The following is a 23,577-nucleotide window of genomic DNA, read 5'->3' on the forward strand; positions in this document are numbered from 1 at the left end:
GAAGAAGATTCCTTCTTAAAATCTTGAGTCTTTCTTTATAACCCTAAAGGAGTATATTTCTATGATAAAGAGATATTTATCAGAGTTTAATCTAGATAAAATAAGAAAAAGATTTTGTGATGTAGTAATAGTAGGTACAGGAATAGCCGGCCTTTATACTGCACTAAATCTAAGTCATAAATATAGGGTTTTAGTAATAACAAAGGATAGAATAAAGGAAAATAACAGTAGTCTTGCCCAGGGAGGTATAGCAGCTTGTATAAATGATGAAGAGGATATGAAGCTACACATAGAGGATACTTTAAGGGCAGGAGAATATTATAATAATGAAGAGGCAGTAAAAATTCTTGTAAGTGAAGCTCCTGAAAATATAGGCAAACTAGTTGAAATGGGGACTAGGTTTGATAGAGATTCAGAAGGAAATCTAATGGCTACTAGGGAAGGGGGCCACTCTGATAGAAGGGTCCTTCACTCTAAAGACCAAACTGGTAAAGAAATCATAAGGGCTTTAACTGAAGAAGTAAAAAGATCAAATAATATTGAAGTAATAGAAGGTGTATTTGCAATAGATATACTGACCTTTAAGGATAAATCTATTGGAATACTCGTAAAGGATAAATGTGAAAAATATGCAATTATAGCGAATGATACGGTTCTGGCTTCTGGAGGAGTAGGACAGATATATATGAATACTACAAACTCTACAATTGCAACAGGCGATGGAATTGCCATGGCATATAGGGCCGGTGCTGAAATTATTGATATGGAATTTATTCAATTTCATCCTACGGCCTTATATAGTGAAAATGATAGAAAGAGATTTTTAATATCAGAAGCAGTAAGAGGAGAAGGGGCTGTATTAAGGAATAGTAAAGGTGAAGCATTTATGGAAAGGTACCATGAACTTAAGGATTTGGCCCCAAGACATATAGTTGCAAAGGCTATTTTAGGTGAGATGAAGAAGGAAAACAGCAAAAATGTATATTTAGATATAACAAATAAGAGTGAAGGATATATAAAAAATAGATTTCCTTTTATATATCAGGAATGTTTAAATAGAGGAATTGATATAACAAAGAAGTACATTCCAGTGTGTCCTGTTCAACATTATATTATGGGTGGAATTAAAACTGATTATAAGGGTAGAACTAGCATTGAAAATTTATATGCTTGCGGAGAAACTGCCTCATTAGGAGTCCATGGAGCAAATCGATTGGCAAGCAATTCACTTCTTGACGGAATAGTTTTTGGAAGCAGAGTGGCAAAGGACATAAATGAAAATATAGTATCTAAAAATAATTACTATCTTAAAGCAACATATGAGAATAATAAAAAAAAGTTAAAGTGCAACTTAAAAGAAACTAAAGAAATTTTAAAAAAAACTATGAATAAATATGCATTCATATTCAGAAGAGAAGCAGAGCTAGATAAGGCATATGGGATAATTAGAGAAATATTAGAAAATCTATATAAAGCTAGTGAAGATAGTATAGGATACTATGAATGTATAAATATTGCTACAGTAGCTTATTTAATAGTTGAATCAGCACTTAAAAGGAAAGAAACTTTAGGAAGCCATATTATGTTTGATGATTTGGAGGCGAAGCAACTTGTTTAATTGGATTTTAGTTGATGAAATAATAATAAAAGGGTTAAAGGAAGACATTAATAATATAGATATTACCACAGATAATTTAATAGAGGATAAGAGCATATCAAATGCACATATGATAGCTAAAGAGGATGGAGTAATAGCTGGACTACCTATTGTGGAGCGTGTATTTAAAAATATAGATGAAGAAGTACAGATAGTATTTAATGTAAAGGATGGAGATGAAGTAGAGGAAGGAACTAATATTGCTGAAATAAGAGGGAAAACTAAAGCTATACTTAAAGGAGAGAGACTCGCATTAAATCTTTTGCAGAGAATGTCAGGAATAGCAAAGACATGTAAGAAATATAGCCAGATAGTTGATGGATATAATGTAAGAATAGTAGATACGAGAAAAACTACACCAGGACTTAGAATATTGGAAAAGTATGCAGTAAGAATGGGAGGATGTTATAACCACAGATACAATCTTTCGGATGCTGTTATGATAAAAGATAATCACATTAAAGCTTGTGGAGGAATTAAAGAGGCTATAGATAAGATAAGAGAAAGGATTCCTCATACGGTTAAAGTTGAAGTTGAAGTAGAAAGCATCAGTGGACTTGAAGAAGCTATTGAAGCTGGAGCTGATATTGTAATGTTAGATAATATGAGTTCTAGTGAAATGGAAAAAGCAGTTAAGGTTGCAGCAGGCAGGGTTATACTTGAAGCATCAGGAGGAATAACTATGGAGAGATTAATTGATGTTGCAAAAACAGGGGTTAATGTGATTTCTGTAGGTGCTTTAACTCATTCTGTTAAGGCTATGGATATCAGTTTAAGAATATATTAACTTCACTTGCTTGGATAGTTTCTCGTGCGAGGGATATTGATATTTCCTTTTTGCTCATGCAATGAACCTGTTTTTTCTATACTTTAAAGGTGAAAACAGATTCATTGAAATCACTAAAAGGAAATATCAATATCCCTTGAGTGCTTGAAGTTTTACACTTCTATTTTTCTAGCAGAAGAAGTTAACTTATTTAATTAAAGAAAAAGCTAAGCTTAAAATAAACAAAAGAGGTGAACAATGTGAAAAACGGATTTAAAGAATATATAACTAAGGCTTTAAATGGCATGGCCTTAGGTTTATTTGCTTCTTTAATAATAGGACTTATACTTAAGCAAATTGGTGATTTTACAGGATTAACTCAGTTTGTTACCTTTGGTAAGGTGGCACAATTTATGATGGGACCGGCTATAGGTGCAGCTGTAGCCTATAGTGTAGGAGCATCACCTCTAGGCATATTTGCCTCATTAGTTGCAGGTGCTGTGGGTGCAGGAACGATAGCACCTAGCGATGGTGGTAGTTTCATAGTTAAGATCGGAGAACCTGCAGGATCGTTTATAGCTGCATTACTTGCAGCTGAATTTTCAAAGCTGATATATGGGAAGACAAAGGTGGATATTGTAATCGTACCAGCGGCAACGATAATAGTTGGTGGGCTAGTTGGAATATTTGTAAGCCCTGCTATTTCTCAGTTCATGAAGGGCTTAGGAGAAATAATTAATAGAGCAACAATGCTTCAACCTATACCTATGGGGATTATCATAGCAACTCTAATGGGGATGATACTTACTTTGCCAATAAGCAGTGCAGCACTAGCAATATCTCTGGGACTTAGTGGTGCCGCGGCAGGAGCATCAGTTGTTGGATGTTCAGCTCAGATGATAGGTTTTGCTGTAGCGAGTTATAAGGAAAATGGAATAGGAGGATTTATTGCTCAGGGACTCGGAACATCAATGCTTCAAGTTCCTAACATAATAAGAAATCCACTTATTTGGATACCTCCGACATTAGCCAGTGCTATTCTAGGGCCTCTATCTACCTATGTATTTCAAATGGAAAACAACAGTATTGGAGCAGGTATGGGGACAAGTGGTTTAGTTGGACAATTTGGAACCATAGCGGCCATGTCAGATAAGGTACCAATGAGTAAAATACTTATAAATATTGGACTACTTCACTTCATATTACCAGCTGTGCTTACCCTTGCAATATCTGAGTATATGAGAAGAAAAGGTTATATAAAATTTGGAGATATGAAGATAAATCAATAGAAGATTATAATAAAAAGGGTTGTCTCATAAAAACATCTTGTGAGTTCAGCCACAGGGTGTTTCAGAATGAATGAAGTTCAAGGTTTTAAAATTTCAGCGGTTTGGCTAGTACTAATGTACGTGCCAAGTCGCTGAAATTTTAAATAACGCAGAAATTCGTCATTCTGAGACATCCCATTTTCGTTTTTGATGAATAATATTTATCAAGGGATGGTATGAAGAATATAGGGGACAACTAAGAAGAGTTGACAAAGAGGGAAATAGAAAATATAATTAAATTGTAACTATTACAAATATGATATTAATACATGTTAAATCAAATGCATTTAGAAATCCCATTACAATAAAATATACTTATTAATCTAAGGAGGAAATCTATATGGAAAACAGAGATATAATATTAAAGGTATTTGAAGATGCAGGAAAGCCATTAAAAACTGGGGAAGTAGCAGAAATTTCAGGTTTAGACAAAAAGGAAGTTGGAAATATTATAAAAAAATTAAAGACTGAAGAAGTAATTTTTTCTCCAAAGCGTTGTTACTATGATGTGAAAAAGTAGAAAAATGAAGGGAGTTGAAGGAGAGACTATCCGAGAAAATGACAATTACTAATGTGGGTGATTACTTAAAGGATCATGGTATAAAACCTTCACTACAGAGAATAAAAATATTTGAATACTTAATAAAACATATGAATCATCCTACAGTAGATATGATCTATAAGGAGTTAGCAAAGGAAATACCCACTCTTTCTAAAACGACTGTGTATAATACACTTAGCCTATTTATTGAAAAAAAAATTGCTCGAATTATTACAATCGAAGAGAATGAAACAAGATATGATGCAGATATTTCACTGCATGGACATTTCAAATGTGAAGTATGTGGTAAGATTTATGATTTTGGGTTAAATAGTGCACGGTTGAAGGAAGATATGTTAAAGGATTTTGAAACTAAGGAAAGACATGTATATTATAAAGGTAAGTGTAAAAACTGTATTTAAAATATTTTGCAAAGCTTATTTTAACTTGAGGAAGCAAAGCATTAACAATACAAATAAAGATCGCCTATTCGTTATGAATAGGTGTTTTTTTGTGTAAATTAAAAATATTTGTCTGTAGTTCTTTGTAAAATGGGTATATTAAAAATAAATATGCATTTGAGTTTATTGAATTTTTTTAAGCTTCTTAATATATACTTTTTTGTGAAGGTTTTTCTTGTTATGTATAGAAATATATGGTTAAGATAAGTTTATATATGTAAATAAATTTTTAGGTAGAGTGGCAAATAAAAAATCTATAAGTACTTTTTTGAATCTTTAATCCTAAGGGGAGAAACGAAAGTGGAAAAAGTTATTAAGAGAGTAATACAAAAAATGAAATTAAAGGTTCGAGATATGGATTCTGTTCCTGAATCCTATAGTTCTAAGGTATGTAGCCTAGTCTTAGAAAATAATGAAAAGGTTATACTAAAAATACCATATAATAAGGAGAAGCTTCTAAAGGAATATAGAATGCTTCAGCTTTTGAATGGAAAACTTCCTACACCTAAGATACTGGACTTTTGGGAAGGGAACGGTGAGATATCCGGAGCTTTACTTCTGTCATATATAGACGGAAAATCTATAATTGATAATGTAGATGGTAAATTAGCATTTCAAATGGGAGAGTTATTAGCTAAGTTACACAATACCCAGATTGAGAGAGAAAAGCTAGGGGATGCATATGAGTTAATTTACACCAAAGAAGATGAATGGTGGTTAACTATCAAAAAATGGTTTGAAAACTGTGCTGATGAGTGTAAGGATATTTTAGATGCTGACCTTCTTAATAAATGTATAAAACTGTTTAATCTCTATTATGAAAACTTACCACAACCCGATTATCCCTCAGTTGTACATATGGATTATAGGCCTGGAAATATATTAATTAAAAACTCTAGGATTGTTGGACTGGTAGATTTTGAAAACGCCAGAATAGGTTCTGCCGATGTAGATTTTTCAAAAATGAAGATATATGTATGGGATCAATTTACAGAAACTAAAAAGGAATTTCTAAAGGGGTATAGGGAAATAAGACCCCTGCCGGATATTGAAAAAACTTTACCATTTTATATGTTGTTTAATATTTTTACAGGAGTTGGCTGGTGCGTAAAACGGGAGAAGATTAATGATAGCTTTTACTGTGAAAACATAATGAAACTTAAAGATATTATCCGTAGGAGTGGAATATAATTAAGGAAAATAAATAATCTTTTTTAGATTACATATAATTTAAGAGGACAAGAAATAAAAGTGTTAAGAGATACAACTTGGGAAAGGAGATAGAATCATGCTAAAGGATGGTACAATAGAAAAGAAAAAAAGAATATATTTTAATGAGGAGTTTAAAGCAGGTGCGTGGAGTTTAGTTGAAAAAGAGCTAAAAGATATCGAAGGTCAAGATATAAACTCTAAGGAGGATTTAGAAGTATTAATAGAAAAATATAGTGAGTTATCATACATAATTGAGGAAACCTATGCATGGAAGTATATAAGAATGACATGTAACGCAGATAAACCGGAGTATTCTAAGGATTTTAATGAATTTTATGCAGAGGTTGTATCTAAGAGCCAACCCTATGATTTTAGATTTAAGAAGAAAGTATATGAAAGTCCTTATAAATCAGAGCTTCCAGAAGAAAAGTATGGTCACTTTATAAAAATAATATCAAAGGATATAGAGATTTTTAGGGAAGAGAATGTCCCTCTAATGGTTAAGGAAAACGAACTTTCAAACAAATACGGAGAAATACTGTCAAAACTTACTGTAGAATTTGATGGTGAAGAAAAGACCTTAGTACAAATGAAGAAATACCTTATGGATCCTGATAGAGAAAAAAGAGAGAAATCATGGAAACTGGTTTCTGAAAAGATGCTTGAAAAGGAAGATGAGCTGAATAAATTATTCGATGACCTAAAGGAAATAAGGATACAAATAGCTAAGAATGCTGGATTTGATAATTATAGAGATTATATGCATAGGGCTAAGGGGAGATTTGACTACACCCCTGAAGATATAATTAGATTTCATAACTCAGTAGAAAAGGTTGTAATTCCATTTCTTAAGGAACTTAGTGGAGATAGAAAAGAAAAGCTGGGTCTTGAAACATTAAGACCTTGGGATATGGAAGTAGATGTAGATGGTAAAGTGTTAGAACCCTTTGAAAATATAGATGAATTTGTAGATAAGGCTATTAATATTCTATCTAAGGTTAAACCGGAGTTTGGTAAAAAGCTAGAGTTAATGAAGAGAAGCGAGTTTCTTGATTTGGAAAATAGAAAGGGTAAGGCTCCTGGAGGGTACAATTTCCCACTGGCAGAGCATGGGGCAGCATTTATATTTATGAATGCCGTAGGTCTTAACGGCGATGTAAAAACACTACTTCATGAAGCAGGTCATGCAATGCACTCCTTTGCAAAGGCAAATGAAAAAATAAGTCAGTATAAGGATGTTCCTAGCGAGCTTGCTGAACTGGCATCTATGTCAATGGAGCTTCTTACACTAGAGTATCTCGATGAATACTATGATGATGAATCAGACTTAAGAAAAGCCAAGAAGGACCAACTTGAAGGGACTATACAATTTTTGCCTTGGGCTATGATTGTAGATGCTTTCCAACAGTGGATATATACTAACCCAAACCATACAGTGGAGAAGAGAACAGAATATTTTAAATCTCTAATGGAGAGATTCAATAAGGGCGTAGATTGGTCAGGCCTCGATGCAGAAAAGGGATCAAGATGGCTTAGACAACTTCATATATTTGAAGTTCCATTTTACTATATTGAGTATGCAATTTCTCAGCTAGGGGCAATTGCAATCTATAAGAACTATAAGGAGAATGGAGCCAAAGCAATTGAAGAATATGAAAACTTCTTAGACCTTGGATATTCTAAATCAGTCAGTGATATATATAAGGCTGCAGGTATAAAGTTTGATTTTTCTGAAGGTTATATTAAAGAAATAACCCAGTTTATTAAAAAGGAACTGGCAGAGATTTAGAAAAGGCGACGAAAGTCGCCTCAGATTGTTAACAAAGTTAACAAGATGACAGGCTGTTAAGAAAGTTGAAGTTCGAGGCGTGCTGAAATGAAGAGACCGCAGCGTATAAAGACATACGTAAGGGTTCTTTATTGAAGCAACAACGAAGAAATTCGAGTTTGTTAACATCCTCAGCGACGAAAGTCGCCTAACTAATATTTAAAAATCTAAAGAATATTAGTCTTCATATTTGGTATAATTAATAAATGAATAAAAATTTAAGAAGGTGGTGATTATTTTGGCAAATGCACGTAGGTTTATTGTTGGTATAATAGTACTCCTTTTTATAATGTTAGCTACCTCATTTAATGCAATAATAAGCTTTGTTACAGACTATAAGTGGTTTGGAGAACTAGGATATGAAAAAGTATTCTTAACAAAGCTAATGACTCAGCTTAAAATAGGTATTCCAGTATTTATTGTAATGACAATTGTAATCTATATTTACTTATTGTCAATAAAAAAGGATTATTATAAAAAGGTGAATGCAGTACATAGTGGAATATCTGAAAAGAGAATAAACCAGTTAGCTTTAGTAGGCTCTATGTTCCTTTCATTTGTTTCAAGTAGTACATTAACAAGTAATCTGTGGTTTGATATTCTAAAATTCATCAACTCAACGGACTTTAAGGTAAGTGAGCCAATATTTAATAAGGATATATCCTTCTATATTTTTAAATATCCGTTATTTAGTAAATTGTACTATATGTTAATAAGCTTTATAGTGCTGTTAGCTATTATAACCGTACTATTCTATGTAACAATGATGATGCTTAGAAGACCTACTCTTGTTGAGGTAAACTCAGAGAAAGAGTTTAGTCCTAAAAATTTAAATTTAGATAATGGAAAAAGAATATTTGAGATTGCAGTAAGACAACTACTTATTTTAGGATTTGTGTTCTTTATAATATTAGGAATTGGGTATTTTTTAAGGTCATATGATTTGCTTTATTCTTTAAGGGGTGTAGTGTATGGTGCAAGTTACACAGATATAAAGGTTACCCTTATAAAGTATAGAGCTATTATGATAGTTTCATTCCTTTCAGCGATACTACTAGTTCTTGGAGTAAGGGGAAGAAAATTAAGACTTGCTATATCAGGACCTATTCTAATGATTATAATAAGTATAATAGGGAACTTTGTGGCTTTAGGAGTACAGAATTATATTGTATCTCCTGACGAAATATCTAAGGAAGAGAAATATATTGAATATAACATTAAATATACACAAAAGGCATATGGTCTTGAAAATGTAGAAGAAAAGACCTTTGCAGCAGATCAAAACTTAACTCTTGAAGATTTAAAAGAGAACGAAGAGACGATATCAAATATAAGAATAAATGATTATAGACCTGCAAAACTGGTTTACAATCAAAAACAAGGGATAAGATACTATTATGATTTCTATGATGTTGATATAGACAGATACTTTATAGATGGTATGTATAGACAGGTGTTCTTATCTCCAAGAGAACTTAGTCAAGACAAGATAAGACAAGAGGTATTAACATTTATAAATAAACATCTTAAATACACCCATGGATATGGTATAGCCTTATCTCCCGTAAATAAAGTAACTTCAGAGGGACTTCCAGAACTTCTTGTAAAGAATATACCTCCAGAGACGTCAGTAGAGGGCTTCAAAGTAGAAAGACCGGAGATATACTTTGGAGAATTAACAAACGACTATATAATCGTTAATACTAAGGAAAAAGAATTTGATTATCCAAAGGGATCATCAAATGTAGAAAGTATCTATGAAGGTAATGCAGGAATAAAGCTAGATGGCATAAATAAGCTTTTATATGCATATAAACAGGGAAGTCTTAAGATGCTCTTATCAGGGAACATTACTTCTGACAGTAAAATAGTTCTCAATAGGAATATTGTTGAGAGAGTTAGAAAGATAATGCCTTATATAGAATACGATTCTGATCCATACATAGTACTTAATGAAGGCAAGCTTTATTGGATGATTGATGGATACACTATTAGCAACAACTATCCATATTCTGAGCCTATAACAGAGACGAATGTAAACTATATTAGAAACTCTGTAAAAGTTGTTATAGATGCATATAATGGAGATACAACATATTATTTAGCAGACGAGAATGATCCTCTAGTACAAACATATGCAAAAATATTCCCTGAGCTATTTACTTCAATGGATAATATGCCAGAGGGATTAAGGGCTCATATAAGATACCCTCAAGTATTATTTGATATACAATCAAATGTATATAGAATATATCACATGAAGGATACAAGGGTATTCTACAATAAAGAAGATGAATGGGATATAGGAGCTGAAAAATATGAAGCTGAAAATCAGGCAGTAGAGTCAAATTATCTGATGATGAAGCTTCCAGGAGAAGAAAAGGAAGAGTTTATATTGTCTATTCCTTACACTCCTAAGGGTAAGCCTAATATGACGGCACTTCTTGTTGGAAGAAATGATGGAGAAAATTATGGTAATCTAATTGTATATAATCTTCCAAAGAGTAAGAATGTCTATGGGCCAATGCAAATAGAAAATAGAATAGATTCAGAACCTACAATATCTAAAGAATTTACATATTGGAATCAGCAGGGATCAAGGGTTATTAGAGGAAATCTTCTTATCATACCTATTGAAAATTCTCTACTTTATGTTGAACCAATATATCTAAAGGCAGATGCTCAGGATAGTCTTCCAGAAGTAAAGAGAGTAATTGTGGCGTATGGAGACAAAATAGTTATGGAAGAAACACTAGAGGAAGGTTTAGAAAAGATTTTTGGAAAGGAAACTGTGACGCCAAAACCAGAAACCCCAATTCCTACTGAACCTACCGAGCCTACTGTACCAACTGAAGAATCCTCAGATATAAATCAGTTGATAGCAAGGGCAAATAACGTTTTCGAAAGATCAATAGAAGCTCAAAAGCAAGGAAATTGGGCTGAGTATGGAAAACTCATAGAAGAATTAGAAGGAATTCTTAATAGATTAAATGAATTAAAATCTCCAGCAGAAGTAGAAAATGCTAATGAGTAAAATTAAGAGATTATCTTATAAAAGAATCTCTTAACCTTGAATGTTTCAGGATGAAATAAGTTAGAGGCTTTGAAAATTCACCGGTTTGGCTAGTACTTAGGTATATGCCAAGTCGGTGAAATTTCAAATAACACAGAAATTAGTCGTTATTAGTGATTTCTTAGATAATGTTCCCTTTCTATAGTTAATATAGATGTGATATAATAATGAGATATGAATTAAAATAAGTGGCTTTACAGTAGGTTAAAGTTTACTTATTTTAAAGTAAATATAAAATAGGAAGATAATCATAAGTTTTTTAAAGCGGTGGTGTAGAATATGGTGGATAATAAAAATCTTGCTATTGGTATATTTGATTCCGGTATGGGAGGTATAAGTGTATTAGCCCAAGCTATTAAGCTTATGCCAAATGAAAAATATATATATTATGGAGATTCGGAAAATGCTCCTTACGGTATCAAATCTCCAGAAGAGGTAAAGGAGCTTTGTATAGATATATGTGACTTTTTTATTGAGATGGGAGTAAAAGCTATTGTTGTAGCTTGTAATACAGCAACTAGTGCAGCAATAAATGATCTACGAGGCAGATATGATATACCTATAATTGGTATGGAGCCAGCCTTAAAGCCAGCAACAACACTTGAGTCAAAGGGTAAGATAGTAGTTATGGCCACGGATATGACTCTAAAGGAAAAGAAGTTTAGTGCTTTGATGAACAAGTATGGTAAAGAAAAAGATATAGTTAGGCTGCCTTGCCCTAAATTAGTGGAACTTATTGAATCGGGCATTATGGAAGGTGAAACCATCAAAGATAGTATAAAAGAATGTTTTGATGGGATAAGCATAGATCAGGTTTCATCAATAGTTCTAGGTTGTACCCATTACATATTTTTAAAGGATAGTATTAGAGAGTTTGTGGGAGCCAAGGTACAGATTATTGATGGAAATGAAGGAACCGCAAGACATTTAAAGAATGTATTAGAGAAGAAAAAATTACTGAATAATATTGATGAGGAAGAAGTACAACTGAATATATATAATTCTAAAGAAGATAAGGAAATAATAGAGCTCTCAAAGAAGCTTCTTACATTTAGTTTAGAAAAGCTAGAGTTTTAAACCTTAATCTATAGAATAAAAAACAATACTCGTTATACTAAATATTACAACATATATAGAAAGGTGCCTCACTATGAAAAAAATATTATCATTCTTCAAATCGCTTTTTGTGATTGGAAGAGTTAAAGAGGAAGATTTATCCTCTTATCTTATTCAAAGTCATATTATGAAAACGACTTCAAGTAGACATAGAAAATTTAGATAAATAGCAAATAAATAAAACTTTGAGGGGTGAAAAAAATGCCTAGGATAAGACCTTTAGAGCCTAATGAAGTAGATAATGAAGCTAAGGAAATTTTTGAAGATTTTTTAAATGAACGGGGAAATATTCCAAATATGTTTAGAACACTTGCTTATAGACCAAAGCTTTTAAAAACAGCATTTGATCATTTTAGAATGGTTCTAAAAACAGGAACTGTAGATTTTAAGTTAAAGGAAATGGTAGCCGTTAGAGTCTCTCAGATGAATGAATGCGCTTACTGACTTTCATCTCATACTGCCATAGCAAAAGGGGCAGGGGTATCGGACGATACCATAAGGGAAATGGAAAATAAGCTTAAAAACCCAGAGCTTTTCACAGAAAAAGAACTTGTTGCGCTAGAATTCGCAGAGGTAATGACTACGGATTCAAACAATGTTCCCGATGAACTATATAATGATATGAAAAAGCACTTTGATGATGGAGAGATAGTTGAAATAGCATCTGTAGTAGGTATATTTAATTATTTCAACAAGTTTAATAATGCTCTGCAAACTGAAATAACAAAGTAAGAAAGGACCTAAGGTTATGGAAGGTATTAGTCCAGAAGCTTTGGAGCTTGTAAAGGAAAAGATCAATCAAATAATAAGCGAAAGCTCCGATATAGATGAAAGAGAAGAGGAATTAATACGACTTAGATTTGGATTAGATGAAAATGGTCCGATTAAGATAAAGGATCTATCTAAGAAGTTTAATGTTCCTCCTAGAAAAATGAAAAAAGAGATTGATGCAATAGAAAAGAAAGTATTTAATAAACTGAAAAGGACTATATAACAAGGGGATGTTTCAGAAATTCACTGGTTCTGAAACACCCTGGGGCTGTGCTCATGAGAAACTTTCATGAGACAGTCCCATTTTTTTTTTTTTAGAATATGAAAATATTCATTTTAAGTTCAATAGGAGGACACAAAGAATACACATAGAGATTATACAATTTAGCTGTAAACAAAAAGAATAAGAGGGGGAGAAAATAATGAAAAAAATATTAAAAACGATTTTAACATTAACAATAGTTTTTAGTTTGCTGTGTACTCCTGTTTTCGCTGAAACAGCTAGCATAAAAATAAGAGATATATCATCAGCTGTAGGTGAAGACTATCTTGGTGAATTTACTGATTTCATTGAGGAAATCGAGGATATTGAAAAAGATGATGAAAAGGATCTTAAAAAATTATTTAAGCAAATAGTAGATTTAGAAGAAAAATTACAAGGTAAATGGCAGAAGATAGAGGATATATTATCTAAATATCTTGATAATGATGAACTGCAAGATATCTTTGATGAAGTAAACCCTGAAAATGGTACAGATGAAGAAAATCAAGATGATGAAGGTACATTAATAATTAGTTATAGTGTTAAGAATGGAAAGACAACTCCACAGGAGGAGCCAGATCTTGAAGAGAAAGAACATGTGAAGCTTCAGAAAGATACTAAAAACCATAAGGAAATATGGGAATTAATAAAGGATATTGTCCCATCAAAATATTTAAAAATTATTACCCATTTTCAAATTAATACAGATGGAAAAGAAGGAACATTAGCCCATGTGACCATGACAGAAGAGGGCGATAATTCTAAATGGATGATATCTGTAGATATGGTCGATGGTATAAAAAATGATGGAAAACTAAACGAAAAGGAATTAACTGATACCATAATACATGAATTTGGACACATATTAACTTTGAATAGTGATGAGATAGATGCTAGAGAACCTAAAGATAATGAAAGTACCTTTGTAACAATGGAGGGTGTAACAAAAAAGGAGTCATATTTAAACCAATTCTATCAAAAATTCTGGAAGGAAATATATGACGAGTGGGAAGAGATTGAGGAAATAGAGGATGATGATGAATACTATGATGCACAGGAAGAATTCTATGAAAAATATAAAGCAAGATTTGTAAGTGACTATGCAGCCACAAATCCTGGAGAAGATATTGCCGAAACATTTATGCATTTTGTTACGGAAAAAAAGCCACGTGGAAAAACCATTGCCGATAAAAAAGTATTATTTCTATATTCATTTCCTGAGCTAGTTAAGATGAGAGAAGAGATAAGAGAAGCAATGTAAAAAAGATAAGTTTTTAGCTCTCTATTTATTATGTATAATAATAAGTAGAGGGCTTTGCTTTAATAAATTATTCTTCTATAGATGTGAGAAGATAAAGCTCAATTTACTCAAATTTCTGAGTCATATATCTATGTATTTAAGAGGTGGATTATTAATGAATAAAAATATTTTATTAGTAGAAGATGAACCTAGATTGAGGGAAATCGTATCGGATTACTTTAAGGTAGAGGGCTTCAGTATCTATGAAGCTGTAGATGGAAAGGAAGCCATGGATATCTTTGAAGAGAGTAAAATTTCATTAGTTATCCTAGATATAATGCTTCCAAAGCTTGATGGATGGACTGTATGTAGGAGGATAAGAAAAACCTCTGATGTGCCTATAATAATGCTGACAGCTAGATCCGAAGAAGATGATATGCTTATGGGATATGAGCTAGGAGCCGATGATTATGTAACAAAGCCCTTTAGCCCAAAGGTATTGGTTGCTAAGGCCAAGATACTATTAAAAAGAGTAGGGGGACCAAAGGAAAAGGCTGATAATATGATAAGAATCGGGGCTATTGAAATAAACAAGCTGTCATATAACGTTAGACTAGATAACAATACAATTGATCTTGCACCAAAGGAGTATGAACTTTTAGTATATATGATTGAAAACAAAGGAATAGTTTTGTCTAGGGAAAACATACTAAACAGAATTTGGGGATATGATTACTATGGTGACCTTAGAACTGTAGACACCCATATAAAGAAGCTTAGGAGTAAGCTAGGAGATAGATCAAAGTACATTAGAACCATAATCAAAGCCGGTTATAAATTTGAGGTGAATTAATGAGCAAAAAAAGTATTACTTTCAAACTATTTGTTATTACTTCAATATTTCTTATGATTCTTTTAGGTTCTGCCATGGCTACACAAACAATATTTTTTGATGATTATTTTGTGAGTAGAAAAATTGAAAGACTAGTAGAAAGGCTTGAAGAATTTAGCCAAGAATACAAGGGATCTAAATGGGATGAAAGAAGTATACAGAATAATATAAGACTGTTTTCAATGGAAAATGATGCACAGATAGCTGTCCTTAATGAAGAAAGATTAGTTAAATATATGAACTATGTAAGTATTACAATTATAGATTCAAAGGGAGAAGAGATAATTATTCCCTTAAGTAATTTCTTGCAGTTCTTTGATAGAAAAGATTTAAATATAAATGTCGGAGACGATATAACAATTGAAGGTGTGAATATATTAGGAAAAATTTTAGTACCTTTGAGAATCCAAAATAATGGAGTTATATTAGATGTTAAGGATGTAGCTGAAGAAGATAAAATTATATATATATATGAAACCGATATAAATAGCGTAGATAAAATAACTGGAAAAGTCAAAGCGATAAACCTACCATCTAATATTAACGGCATAGCGAACTATGATGAGGAAGTATTTTTAGTAGCTTTAGATGATTTTCTCTTTAGTGTTGAGTCAGGAGAATTAAGGTTTGATGAGGGTTTAATGAGCTACATATTTGAAGATACTATGAGGGGAACACAAAATATAATAATCGCAAAACAAACTATCAAGGATTATCAAGTAGATGAAGTAATTTTTGTAATGTCTTCCTTAAATGCAGTAAGAGAGATGAATGAGATTATGAGGGACTACTATATCTATGTGGCTATTGGAGCCTTAATATTTATAATAATTTTGTCCTTTATATACTCAAAATTGATATCAAAGCCCCTTGTAAAGGTGAATGAAGTTGCAGAGAGAATGGCAGATCTAGATTTTTCATCCTACTGTGAAGTGAAGTCCGATGATGAAATAGGAAGCCTATCAAGGAGTCTAAATACTCTATCTAAAAACTTAAGTAATAGCTTAGAAGAATTAAAGGGAGCCAATGAAAAGCTATTAGAGGATATTGAAAAAGAGAAAAGACTTGAGGAAATGAGAAAGGAATTCGTGTCTAGTGTATCCCATGAGCTAAAAACTCCATTAGGTATTATTAAAGGATTTGCAGAAGGAATCAAAGATGGTATTTATGAAGAGAAGAAGGAATACTATCTAGACGTAATATTAGATGAGGTAGAAAAAATGGAAGATCTAGTGCTAGATATGTTGGATCTTTCTAAATTAGAATCTAAATCATATAGATTGACTAAAGAAAAATTCTTCATAGATCAGTTGTTTTTAAAAGTAATAGATAAATTTAAAAATCATATTGCAAGTAAGAATATTAACATTGTTTTTCAATGTGAAGGCGAAGATGTTTCAGTTCATGCCGATAGAAAGAGGATTGAGCAGGTCATTGTAAACCTACTTAGCAATGCAATAAGACATACAAATAATGAAGGAACAATAACTTTTTCAATAATTGTTCAAGACGAAAGAGTAAATGTGTCTATTGAAAATAACGGAGAAAGTATATCTAAAGAAAAGATAAATAGGATATGGGATAGATTTTATAGAATTGAAGAATCAAGAGTAAGACAAGCTGGAGGAACAGGTTTAGGTTTAGCCATAGTAAAGAATATATTAGAACTACATGATAGTAATTATGGAGTGAGGAATACTGAAGATGGAGTAGAGTTTTATTTTTCGTTGCCTAAGATAGAGCTGTTATAAAAAAATAGATATGATTTATTATTAGAAATTTATAAAGCCCCTATTCTACCAGGGCTTTGAGACTGCCCGGAAACCCGAATTTCTTCGTTGTTGCCTCAAGCAAGAACCCTTACGTATGTCTGTATACGCTGCGGTCTCTTGCTTTCATCACGCCTCGAACTTCAGCTTTCCGGGCAGTCTGTCATCTTGTAGACTTTGTCTACAATCTGAAAGCCCCGATTCTATCGGGGCTTTAATTGACTAAATAAGTAAGGTTAAATCTATCTAGTTAAAGATCTTAAATCTTTCAATTCATCTGTACTCATATTGTCTAAGACATAGGCCTTACGAGCAAATTCATTTCTAGTAAATACCCCTTTTTCCACTAAAAGCTCAATGAGGCTTGCTATAGCAAGGGTATTTCTATAATCTATTTCCTTTAAATCTCCAATTTTTGCGTAGATATCAATTTTATTAAAGCTGTTCATATTATCGACCCCCATTTAATTATATGTATATTTTAATTATCTCCTCAAAACAAAAAAGTATACATGGAGAATATGTTTTAGTTGATTCAAGACAAAGCAAAAAACAGTCTCAAAAAGAGATAAAAATCTTATTTTGAGACTGTTTCTCTTTGTGATTTCTCATTTTGAGACAAGTCAAAACTAAAAATAAGTATTTTTCAATGATTTAGCTTTGGCACGATTGTTGCAATGATTATTTTCAGAAGAATATTAAAGGGGAGTGGGATTGTGGAATTAAGAAATCTTATTGTTAAAGCTCTTAAGGAGGAAGTTGTTCCTGCTATGGGTTGTACAGAGCCAGTTGCTGTGGCTTTAGCAGGTGCGAAGGCTAAGGAATTAATAGATTTTCAAGAGATAGATAGAGTTCAGGTTTTTGTTAGCCCTAACATATATAAAAATGGTTTGGCTGTAGGAATACCAAATACAGAAGAAGTAGGACTTTATATTGCAGCAGCACTAGGTCTTATAGGTGGAAAAAGCGAAAAGGACCTGAAGGTATTGGAAGGAATAGAGCCAAATGATGTGAAAGTTGCAAAGGACCTATTAGAAAGTGGAAAATTATCCTTAGATATTAAAGCTACAAAGGAGAAGATTTATATTGAGGTAGAGCTTTTCACCGATGGAGGTTCTTCTAAGGTAGTTATAAAGGGTAAACATAATAGATTTGTGTATTTGGAAAAGCAAGGAGAAGTAATATTAGATGAAAAGGAAGAAAATGCACAGGCAGTAGATGATAAAAATGCAATATATAATTTAAAAATAAGAGAAATTATTCATGAGATAGAGCAAGTACCATATGAAGACATAAAGTTTATGTTAGATGGCTTAGAAATGAATGAGAAGATAGCACAAACTGGACTAAAGCAAAATACTGGAATAGGAGTAGGCTTTACCTTCCTAGACAATATAGAAAAGGGTATACTATCCAACGACCTAATGAATCAGGCAATGATGCTAACAGCAGCAGCTTCAGATGCACGTATGTCTGGGGTAAGTCTGCCAGTTATGAGCAGTAATGGAAGTGGAAATAATGGATTAACAGTAATATTACCTATAGTAGCCTATAAAGAAAAGTTTCAGCCAGAGGATGAAAAGATAGCTAGAGCTTTAGCAATAAGTCATATTATCAATAGTTATATAAAGTACTATATAGGTAGATTATCTGCTCTATGTGGTTGTGGAGTTGCTGCTGGAACTGGTTCGGCTGTAGGTATAGCTTGGTTAATGGGTGCAAATGATGAACAGATAGATGGTGTAATAAAAAATATGCTTGCAAATACAAGTGGAATGATCTGTGATGGTGCAAAGGTGGGATGTGCATTAAAGCTTGCTACATCTGCGTCGGCTGCCGTTCAATCAGCTCTATTAGCTATAGGTAACAATATTGTGCCTTCGCAGAATGGTATTGTAGCTGAAACGGCAGAGGAGACAATAAAGAACCTAGGAACATTATCAGATAAAGGAATGAATACTGCCGATGAAGTAATATTAAGGGTTATGAAGGAAATGCAAGCAAAGTCAAATACTAATTTAGATTATTCAAATAAGCAAAATAGTATTGCGTAGTGATAGAGTAACTTTACTAATAATGATAAAGATTAAAAAAACTATAATATATAAGGAGTGTTTTACATGAAAAAAGAAACTATTAGTACAAAAAATGCCCCAGCGGCTATAGGACCTTACTCTCAAGGAGTAAAAGTTAACAACATGATTTATACTTCCGGTCAATTACCGATAGATATAAAAACAGGTGAGATGCCAGATACTATCGAGGAACAAACTAGAAAGTCATTAGAGAATGTAAAGGCAATAATTGAGGAAGCTGGAAGTGATATGAGTAAAGTATTTAAAACTACTGTATTCTTAAGCGATATGAATAACTTTGCAAAAATGAACGAGGTATATAAAGAGTTCTTTACTGAAAACTATCCTGGTAGGAGTGCTGTAGAAGTTGCAAGATTGCCTAAGGATGCCTTAGTTGAGATAGAAGCAATAGCAACAGTTTAATATAATAACACTAAAAAACAAAGGGTGAGTCTAACTATAATTAGATTCACCCTTTTTTAAAACCGAGTTTAGAATAAAGTTACTATTATTTTACTTCAACGATCCATCCCTCTGGAGCCTCAACGTCTCCAAATTGAACTCCATAAAGAGTATCATAAAGCTTTTTAGTAACAGGTCCTACCTCTGTTTCACTATGGAAAACATGAAGATTTCCTTTATATTCAATACCTCCAATAGGAGTTATTACAGCAGCAGTTCCACATGCACCAGCTTCTTTGAATTCATCTAGATTATCTATTAAAACATCTCTTTCTGATACTTTCATATCTAAATAATTTTCAGCAATATGCATTAAGGAGTACTTTGTTATACTAGGAAGAATAGATGGTGAATCTGGAGTTACAAATTCATTATCATTTGTAATACCAAAGAAATTAGCAGCTCCAACTTCTTCTATCTTAGTATGAGTCTTTGGATCAAGATAGATACAATCTGCAAAGCCTTTTTTTACAGCTACTTCATGGGCATAAAGACTTGCTGCATAGTTTCCTCCAACCTTTGCTGCTCCTGTACCAAATGGTGCAGCTCTATCATATTCAGAAATAGTAAAGTTTACAGGACTCATTCCACCCTTAAAATAAGGTCCAACTGGAACACAGAATATGCAGAATATGTACTCAGGAGCTGGTTTTACTCCAACATTATCTCCAACACCTATAACAAAGGGTCTTAGATAAAGAGTTGCTCCAGTTCCATATGGAGGAACATAGGCTTCATTAGCCTTAACAACTTGAATACAAGCATCGATAAATTTTTCTTCTGGTACTTCTGGCATTAATATACGCTTACAGCTATTATTTAAACGCTTAGCATTTTGATCAGGTCTAAAAAGTTGGATTTTACCATCTTTTGTGCGGTAAGCCTTTAATCCTTCAAAACATTGTTGTCCATAATGAAGTGCTGTTGAAGCCTCACTAATAGAAAGCTTGTTGTCTTCTGTTAATGTTCCTTCATCCCACTTTCCATCCTTCCATCTTGATACATAACGGAGATCTGTTTTAATGTAATTAAAACCAAGTGTACTCCAATCGATATTAACAGTATTTTTCATACAATCCCTCCTAGAATATAATAAATAGCGTATATTCAAAATTATAATATAGATGGTTAATGTTTCATAGGCCTTTTCATGCTATAATGTATAAATATTATATTTTTGTTAGAAAATAATAAAATTTCCCTTGAAAAATGTAATAAATTATGCTAAAATTACTGAAAATATAGTATGAGACAATTATAGTATATATTATTTTAATGACTATGACGGGAATTAGTAAATAGGATAATTTTTTAAGAGAGTCGACGGTTGGTGGAAGTCGATATAATTACCTGTTGAATCCATCCTAGAGTTGTTAAACTGAAGGTTATTTATAGAAGTCGCAAGACTATAGTAGGTTTAATCGGTTAGCATCCGTTAATGTGCTAAGGGTTATTAAAAAAAATAACCCTATGAGTGGACTAGTATAGTCAATCAGGGTGGCAACGCGGAATAAATCCTTCCGTCCCTATATGGGGACAGGAGGATTTTTTTATCGTTATGAGTACTTCTCAAAGAGAAATCTGAAGTTAAAAGTAAGGATTTAAAAATATTTAAAGATATAAAAGGAGGTTACAAAGGTGTTAGATATTAAAAGAATAAGAAATGATTTTGATGAGGTAAAAGAACTTATTGAAAAGAGAACTAAGGGTGATTTTGGAATAGGTGAAGTAATTAAGCTTGATGAAGAGAGAAGAAAGATAATAGCAGAAGTTGAGCAAATGAAGAATAGGCAAAAAACAGTTTCTAAGGAAATACCAAAGCTTAAAAAAGAAGGTAAGGATGCTACAGCTGTACTTGCTGAAATGAAGGAACTATCAGAGACAATAAAGGGTCTAGATACTAAATTAAAAGAAATAGACGAAGAAATCAAGATGACGCTTCTAGGAATTCCAAACGCACCGCGTCATGATACTCCGGTTGGTAATAGTGATGAGGATAATGAACTAGTTAGAACCTGGGGAGAGCCTACAGAATTTGAATTTGAAAAAAAGGCTCACTGGGATGTAGGAGTCGACCTAGGAATACTAGATTTTGAAAGGGCTTCTAAAATTACAGGATCAAGATTCACCGTATATAGAGGAGTAGGTGCAAAGCTTGAAAGAGCCCTTATAAACTTTATGCTTGATATTCATACTGGAGATCATGGATATGAAGAGATCTTACCTCCGTTCATGGTAAATAGAAATAGTATGACAGGAACTGGTCAGCTTCCAAAGTTTGAAGATGATATGTTCCATCTGCCAAGTAAGGATTATTTTCTAATACCTACTGCAGAGGTGCCGCTAACTAACTTATATATGGATGAAATATTGGATGGAGATACGCTTCCAATCTATCATACAGCCTTTACACCCTGTTTTAGAAAGGAAGCTGGGTCTGCAGGTAGAGATACAAGAGGGCTTATTCGTCAGCATCAATTTAACAAGGTTGAGCTAGTTAAGTTTGCTAGACCAGAGGATTCATACAATGAGTTAGAAAAGCTGGTGACAGAAGCAGAAGAGATTTTAAAGAGATTAGAGCTGCCTTATAGAGTTGTAAGACTTTGTGGTGGAGATTTAGGATTTAGCTCAGCTATGACCTATGATATTGAAGTTTGGATGCCAAGCTACGATAGATACTTAGAGATTTCTTCTTGTAGTAACTTTGAAGATTACCAAGCAAGAAGAGCCAATATAAGATTTAGACCGGAGCCAAAGGGTAAGGCTCAGTATGTTCACACATTAAATGGATCAGCCCTTGCAGTTGGAAGAACATTATCTGCAATTCTTGAAAACTATCAGCAGGAAGATGGATCTGTAGTTATTCCAAAAGCTTTAAGACCTTATATGGGTGGATTAGAGAAGATAACTAAATAGTATATATGAAAAAATAAAACTGGGAGATTTCCCAGTTTTATTTTTTTGAGTTCTTTTTTACAATTTCACATATTCTTGTGATATTTCTACTACATCTAACCTTTATAATAAAGTCAGAAGTTAGGAAAGCTTTCCACAAAAAAATAATAAACTGGAGGTACATAAAATGAAAATGAAAAAAAATCTAAAGGTTTTAGCACTTGGAGCAGTTGTAGCATTAAATCTATGTATACCAGCTTTTGCTAATGAGGTAGTAGAAGCACCAAGAGGGAAGAATGTATCATCAGGAATTCAAAGGTACTTTTCTATGCAAAAAATGGACCCAGATCAAATGAAAGAAATGTTAGAGAAGTCATTAGAAAAGTTAGAAAATGCGTATGAAGAAGGAAAAATAGATGAGGAAAGATACGAAGCAGCTAAAGCGAACATAGAAGAAAAGCTTGAAAAAATTGAAAATGGAGATTATTCATTTATGGAAGCAAAGCCAACAGGTCTAAAAAAATTAGACCCAGAGCAAATGAAGGAAAGATTAGAAAATGCATTAGAAAGGTTAGAAGAAGCCTATGAAGAAGGAAAGATAGATGAGGAAAAATACGAAGCAAGAAAGGCTGCAATGGAAGAAAACATTGAGAAGATCGAAAATGGTGATTACTCTTTTATGCAGACAAAGGTAATAAGTCAAAGAAACTTAGATCCAGAGCAAATGAAGGAAAGATTAGAAAATGCATTAGAAAGATTAGAAGAAGCCTATGAAGAAGGAAAAATAGATGAGGAAAAATACGAAGCAAAAAAGGCTGCAATAGAAGAAAATATTGAGAAGATCGAAAATGGAGATTACTCGTTTATAAAAGCAAAAGGATTGAGTCAAAGAAATCTAGATCCAGAGCAAATGAAGGAAAAATTGGAACTATTATTAGAAAAGTTAGAAGAAGCCTATGAAGAAGGAAAGATAGATGAGGAAAGATATGAAGCAAGAAAGACTTTAATAGAAGAAAAACTTGAAGAACTGGACAATTAAGTGTAGATTTGTAGTAACAAAACTATGCTAGATATAAAAGAAATGCTGCAGCTCTTTGTAATATTAATGGGGTAGAATAAAGAATATCGGAGTTGGGAATATAAAATATAATTAATCAAGTGATGTGGAAGAAATCCTCTAAATTTACACTAACAATACTTATAGGCATTATAAAAAGACCTAGTTTATT

At 32.7% G+C, this 23,577-nt stretch carries 21 protein-coding genes and 1 other annotated feature; of the genes, 19 read left to right on the top strand and 2 right to left on the bottom strand.

What is annotated here, in order from left to right; translation table 11 throughout:
- Positions 1 to 61: 61 nt before the first annotated feature.
- From nadB to R9X47_RS16445, 15 genes are all read left to right on the top strand, one after another.
- Positions 62 to 1,618 carry an L-aspartate oxidase gene (gene nadB, locus R9X47_RS16375; RefSeq protein WP_432662129.1) on the top strand — a complete coding sequence of 519 codons (1,557 nt, stop codon included), beginning with the start codon at positions 62 to 64 and terminating at the stop codon, positions 1,616 to 1,618.
- On the top strand, positions 1,590 to 2,444 hold the full coding sequence (gene nadC / locus R9X47_RS16380) for a carboxylating nicotinate-nucleotide diphosphorylase (RefSeq protein WP_432667644.1): 855 nt from the start codon (positions 1,590 to 1,592) through the stop codon (positions 2,442 to 2,444). Before nadB ends, nadC begins: the two co-directional genes overlap by 29 nt.
- Positions 2,445 to 2,683: 239 nt before the next feature.
- Positions 2,684 to 3,712, top strand: a complete 1,029-nt coding sequence (locus R9X47_RS16385; protein WP_432662130.1) for a PTS transporter subunit IIC — start codon at positions 2,684 to 2,686, stop codon at positions 3,710 to 3,712.
- 379 nt (positions 3,713 to 4,091) lie between these two features.
- Positions 4,092 to 4,271, top strand: coding sequence for a MarR family transcriptional regulator (locus R9X47_RS16390; RefSeq protein ID WP_432662131.1), 180 nt, complete (start codon positions 4,092 to 4,094; stop codon positions 4,269 to 4,271).
- A 38-nt stretch (positions 4,272 to 4,309) separates the two neighbouring features.
- Entirely contained in the window at positions 4,310 to 4,714 is a 405-nt protein-coding gene (locus R9X47_RS16395; protein ID WP_432662132.1) for a Fur family transcriptional regulator, read from the top strand.
- Positions 4,715 to 5,053: 339 nt separating this feature from the next.
- Positions 5,054 to 5,944 carry an aminoglycoside phosphotransferase family protein gene (locus R9X47_RS16400; protein ID WP_432662133.1) on the top strand — a complete coding sequence of 297 codons (891 nt, stop codon included), beginning with the start codon at positions 5,054 to 5,056 and terminating at the stop codon, positions 5,942 to 5,944.
- 97 nt (positions 5,945 to 6,041) lie between these two features.
- Positions 6,042 to 7,754 carry a M3 family oligoendopeptidase gene (locus R9X47_RS16405; protein ID WP_432662134.1) on the top strand — a complete coding sequence of 571 codons (1,713 nt, stop codon included), beginning with the start codon at positions 6,042 to 6,044 and terminating at the stop codon, positions 7,752 to 7,754.
- A 277-nt stretch (positions 7,755 to 8,031) separates the two neighbouring features.
- Complete coding sequence (locus R9X47_RS16410) at positions 8,032 to 10,827, top strand: UPF0182 family membrane protein (protein ID WP_432662135.1); 2,796 nt, start codon at positions 8,032 to 8,034, stop codon at positions 10,825 to 10,827.
- A gap of 318 nt (positions 10,828 to 11,145) precedes the next feature.
- Positions 11,146 to 11,943, top strand: a complete 798-nt coding sequence (gene murI, locus R9X47_RS16415) for a glutamate racemase (RefSeq protein WP_432662136.1) — start codon at positions 11,146 to 11,148, stop codon at positions 11,941 to 11,943.
- Between the two features lie 240 nt (positions 11,944 to 12,183).
- Entirely contained in the window at positions 12,184 to 12,426 is a 243-nt protein-coding gene (locus R9X47_RS16420; RefSeq protein WP_432662137.1) for a carboxymuconolactone decarboxylase family protein, read from the top strand.
- A gap of 60 nt (positions 12,427 to 12,486) precedes the next feature.
- Positions 12,487 to 12,714, top strand: a complete 228-nt coding sequence (locus R9X47_RS16425; RefSeq protein ID WP_432662138.1) for a carboxymuconolactone decarboxylase family protein — start codon at positions 12,487 to 12,489, stop codon at positions 12,712 to 12,714.
- Between the two features lie 16 nt (positions 12,715 to 12,730).
- Positions 12,731 to 12,976: a hypothetical protein gene (locus R9X47_RS16430; RefSeq protein ID WP_432662139.1), complete on the top strand. Its 246-nt coding sequence runs from the start codon at positions 12,731 to 12,733 to the stop codon at positions 12,974 to 12,976.
- A gap of 199 nt (positions 12,977 to 13,175) precedes the next feature.
- Positions 13,176 to 14,276, top strand: a complete 1,101-nt coding sequence (locus tag R9X47_RS16435) for a hypothetical protein (RefSeq protein WP_432662140.1) — start codon at positions 13,176 to 13,178, stop codon at positions 14,274 to 14,276.
- A gap of 154 nt (positions 14,277 to 14,430) precedes the next feature.
- Positions 14,431 to 15,108, top strand: coding sequence for a response regulator transcription factor (locus tag R9X47_RS16440; RefSeq protein WP_432662141.1), 678 nt, complete (start codon positions 14,431 to 14,433; stop codon positions 15,106 to 15,108).
- Positions 15,108 to 16,898 (top strand): ATP-binding protein, encoded by a 1,791-nt coding sequence (locus tag R9X47_RS16445; RefSeq protein ID WP_432662142.1) that lies wholly within the window; start codon positions 15,108 to 15,110, stop codon positions 16,896 to 16,898. The genes R9X47_RS16440 and R9X47_RS16445 overlap by 1 nt, the downstream gene beginning before the upstream one ends.
- Before the next feature lie 260 nt (positions 16,899 to 17,158).
- On the opposite strand, the gene R9X47_RS16450 is transcribed toward R9X47_RS16445, so the two are convergent.
- Positions 17,159 to 17,365 carry a hypothetical protein gene (locus R9X47_RS16450; RefSeq protein WP_432662143.1) on the bottom strand — a complete coding sequence of 69 codons (207 nt, stop codon included), beginning with the start codon at positions 17,363 to 17,365 and terminating at the stop codon, positions 17,159 to 17,161.
- 267 nt (positions 17,366 to 17,632) lie between these two features.
- On the opposite strand from R9X47_RS16450, the gene R9X47_RS16455 reads away from it, so the two are divergent.
- Together R9X47_RS16455 and R9X47_RS16460 are read left to right on the top strand one after the other, a co-directional pair.
- Positions 17,633 to 18,970, top strand: coding sequence for a serine dehydratase subunit alpha family protein (locus R9X47_RS16455; protein ID WP_432662144.1), 1,338 nt, complete (start codon positions 17,633 to 17,635; stop codon positions 18,968 to 18,970).
- 66 nt (positions 18,971 to 19,036) lie between these two features.
- Complete coding sequence (locus R9X47_RS16460) at positions 19,037 to 19,414, top strand: RidA family protein (RefSeq protein ID WP_432662145.1); 378 nt, start codon at positions 19,037 to 19,039, stop codon at positions 19,412 to 19,414.
- An 85-nt stretch (positions 19,415 to 19,499) separates the two neighbouring features.
- On the opposite strand, the gene R9X47_RS16465 is transcribed toward R9X47_RS16460, so the two are convergent.
- Positions 19,500 to 20,525, bottom strand: a complete 1,026-nt coding sequence (locus R9X47_RS16465) for a branched-chain amino acid aminotransferase (protein ID WP_432662146.1) — start codon at positions 20,523 to 20,525, stop codon at positions 19,500 to 19,502.
- A 200-nt stretch (positions 20,526 to 20,725) separates the two neighbouring features.
- Positions 20,726 to 20,984: a binding site (T-box leader), on the top strand.
- A 107-nt stretch (positions 20,985 to 21,091) separates the two neighbouring features.
- Between R9X47_RS16465 and serS the strand changes: the two genes are divergently transcribed.
- Positions 21,092 to 22,369 (top strand): serine--tRNA ligase, encoded by a 1,278-nt coding sequence (gene serS, locus R9X47_RS16470; RefSeq protein WP_432662147.1) that lies wholly within the window; start codon positions 21,092 to 21,094, stop codon positions 22,367 to 22,369.
- A gap of 166 nt (positions 22,370 to 22,535) precedes the next feature.
- Positions 22,536 to 23,387, top strand: a complete 852-nt coding sequence (locus R9X47_RS16475; RefSeq protein WP_432662148.1) for a hypothetical protein — start codon at positions 22,536 to 22,538, stop codon at positions 23,385 to 23,387.
- Positions 23,388 to 23,577 lie beyond the last annotated feature (190 nt).

This window comes from Wukongibacter baidiensis (genome assembly GCF_050888315.1).
GTDB lineage: Bacteria > Bacillota > Clostridia > Peptostreptococcales > Caminicellaceae > Wukongibacter > Wukongibacter baidiensis.